Origin of the sequence: Kitasatospora sp. NPDC056327 (assembly GCF_042261735.1) — a bacterium.
Classification (GTDB): domain Bacteria; phylum Actinomycetota; class Actinomycetes; order Streptomycetales; family Streptomycetaceae; genus Kitasatospora.
This window is the reverse complement of sequence record NZ_JBHJRC010000482.1, coordinates 1-3240: the sequence shown is the minus strand read 5'-3', so window position 1 is coordinate 3240 and position 3240 is coordinate 1. Positions and strand designations below refer to the sequence as shown.

Here is a 3240-nt window from a genome sequence, read left to right as displayed (position 1 = left end):
GGCGGAAGGCCTCCGGCCGCCCGGCCCCGCGGTGTCACCGCGGGGACCGCGCGGTCACTGCTTCTTGCGGAACTCGACGAGGACGTCGTCGTAGGCCCCCCGGTGGCCGTGCACCTCGATGGACGCCACGGAGTCGAAGCCGTACTCCACGGCCATCTTGCCGGTGAAGGTCTGCTTGGCCGCATCCTCCAGACTCAGGTTCGGGTCGGCCCGCAGGAGCTCGTTGAACTTGTCGAGGTTGTCGGTGAGGTCGCCGCCGGCCCGCCAGTCGCCCTCGATGGCCTGCACCTTCTTGCCGACCTGGTCCATCATGTCCTTGAACATCTCCCGGCCGCGCTTGGGGGCGGTTTCGGGCGCGCGGACGGTGAAGTTGACCACGCCGTCCTGGATCTTGGCGTAGATGCCCTGCTTCGAGGTGTCGAGCCCGTAGCCCTCCTTGTAGATCGTGTACTTGTCGCACTCCACGACCGTGGCGTTGTGCACCAGCACGGGAGCGGCGCCGGCCAGCACGTAGTACGTGTGGACGTCCTCGACGGTCAGGTTGTAGGCAGGCTGCGGCGCCTGCCGGCGCCCGACGGCCTCCACCGTCACCGGTCCGGCCGCCGGGGTCCTCAGGGTGTCGCCGGGCCGCAGGTCCGCCGCGTCCAGCCAGGCCCGGCGGCTGTCCGACCAGAACGGGTGGTGGTCGGTCGCGGTCAGGGTGCCGGCCGCGCCCTGCGGCGAACGCACCGTCAGGTCGGTGAAGTCGCGGTCCTCGGGGGTGAGGATGGTGGCCTCGACGCGCCTGGCCGTGGTCCGCCCGGTCTCCGGGTCGGTGGCCAGGACCAGGTCGCCGACCGCGATCCGTTCGATCGGGCGGGTGGAGCCGTCGGCCAGCAGCACGTTCGTGCCCGCCGGGAAGCTGTTCTGGAAGGCGCAGCGGACCACGTCCGGGAGGTGGTCCTCCAGGAACTTCCCGAGCCTGTCGCCGATGCTCCTGCTCCCCGGCACGATGTCGAGGAACTTGTCGACCTGTTCGCCGACCGCGTCCCGTGCGTTCTCGCAGTGCGGCGACTTGGACTTGGCGTCGCCCGTGATCTTGCCCCAGAGGCACTGGGTGCCCTCGGTGGCCAGCGTCGGGACGGTGTCGAGGTAGAGCTTGGAGTAGAACGAGCCGATCGAGGCGTAGATCGAGAAGAGGGTGCTGTAGAAGGAGACGTAGGTCGCGAACACCTTCTTGGCGGTGTCGCCGTACCACTGGAGGACCTTCTTGACCGGGGACAGCCAGTCCCAGTCGAAGTTCCAGCTCCAGCCCGGGTCGTCGCGGTCGCCCCGGTCCTTGCCCTTCGTCGCGTCGTCGACGGCCTTCCTGTCCTGCTCGTCCTGCTGCGCCTGCTTCGCCGGGTCCTGAAGCTCCAGCTCGCGGGCCAGCATCTGCGCGACGTACTCGGCCAGGACCTTCTGGCCGTACGCCAGGTAGGCGCCGTCGGCCGCCTCGGCGGCGCTCCTGGCGTCCTGTCCGGCGGCCTCGGCCGAGGACCGCGCGGAGGCCGCGGCGGCGTAGGCCGACTTGGCGGAACCGCGTGCTGACTGCGCGGACTTGTCGGCCTTGAAGGCCGAGTAGTCCGCCTTCGCGACCTCGCGGTGCGCGGAGTCCTGCGCCGCCGTGGCGGTCTTCGCCGCCTGTGCGGCCTTGGTGGCGCTGGTCTCGGCCTGACGGGCGTGCTGCTTCGCCCGGTCCGCCTGCTCGTTGGCCGTCCGGGCCGACTCCTGGGCCCGGCCGGACCAGTACGCCGCGTCCTGCTCGGCCTGGCCCGCCACCGCCGCCGCCTGCGCGGCCTCGGCCGAGGCCTGCTCGGCGAGCGCGGTCGCCGCCGCACCCTCGGCGATCAGCCGCTGGACGTCGGCGACGTGGGTCGCGGTGAGCTGGTCCTTGCGCTGGGCGGTGAACTGCCCCTGGGTGACGAACGCGTGCAGCGACTGCGGCGGGCTCGCCAGGGCCACCCGGGCGGCCGCGTCCAGCTCGGGCCCGGCGCCGTTGCGCAGCTGGGCCGCCGTCACCTGGTCGTCGGCGACCTGGGCGGTGAACCGCCCGCCGCCGAGGTACTCGCGCAGCGCGTCGACCGTGCCCGCGTTGAGCGCGGCCCGCCCCGCGGCCTGCACGCCCGGCCCCGCGCCGTTCATCGACTGCGCGATGCTCACCTGGTAGTCGGCGACCGCCGCCGAGTACTGGCCGTTGTCCAGGAACGCGCGGACGGCCGCGGCGTCGCCCTGCAGCGCCGTCGCCGCGGCGGAACGCACCGCCGCCATCTCGGACTCGCCGGCCAGTGACGCGACCCGGGCCCGCTGGTCGAGGGCGATGCCGTTGGTGCGGCCGGCGCGGACGAACTCCAGCACCGCCTGGTCCGTGCCCGACAGCGCGGTGCGGGCGGCCGCGGCCTCCCAGGCACCGGCGATCCGCATCGACATCAGCGCCAGCCGGCGCCCGTCGGTGACGACCATCGCGGTGTCGGGGTTCGGCTGCGCCAGCGCGGCCGCGAGCCGGTTCGCCTCGTCGGAGATCCGGCGGACCTCCTGCACGGCCTGGCCGGCCCGGGTCCGCTCGTCCTCGAACGCGGCCTTGGCGTCGCGTGCCTTCTCGACGGCCGCGGCCGTACGGCTCGCCAGGTCCTCGGCCTCGGCGCGCCGTGCCAGGTCCTGGATCCGGCCGGCCTGCTCGACGGCCTCCTTGGCCTTCGCCGCCGCGTTCTGCGCCTCGGTGGCGTGGGCCCTGGTGACCGCCGCGGCCTGGGCCGCCTCGGTGGCGTGCGCGGCGGAGTCGGCGGCGGCCTGGGCGGCGGCCCGGGCGTGCTGGGCGGCCGATTCGGAGAACGCCTTGGCGTCGAGCGCGGCCTGCCGGGCGTCGCCGGCCAGCGCCTTGGCGGCGGTGGCGGCGCGGGTCGCCTCCTGGGCGTGCCGGCGGGTGGACGCGGCCGCCTGCTTGGCCTTGGCCGACTGCGCGGTCGCCTGCGAGGCGTAGCCGCCCGCCTGCTCGGCCGAGCCGGCCGCCGCGAGGGCGTGGCCGCCGGCGCTGAACGCCGCGTCCGCCGCGTCCTTGCTGCGCAGGCTGGCCGTGACCGCCTCGTCGAGGGCCTTCCCGGCGGACTCGACCGCGATGGCCGCGGCCTCGGCGTCCCGGGCCGCCTCGGCGGCGATCCCGGCCTTCGCCCGGTCGTTGGCCGCGTCGGCGGCCGCCCGGCGGGCGCGCGCCGCGGCCTGGCC

At 74.6% G+C, this 3240-nt stretch carries 1 protein-coding gene; it reads right to left on the bottom strand.

The features are described 5' to 3' along the window. Nucleotides 1-54: 54 nt before the first annotated feature. Nucleotides 55-3240: polymorphic toxin-type HINT domain-containing protein (locus tag ACFCX4_RS35485; RefSeq protein ID WP_376151474.1), on the bottom strand; the 3186-nt coding region annotated here is incomplete at its 5' end.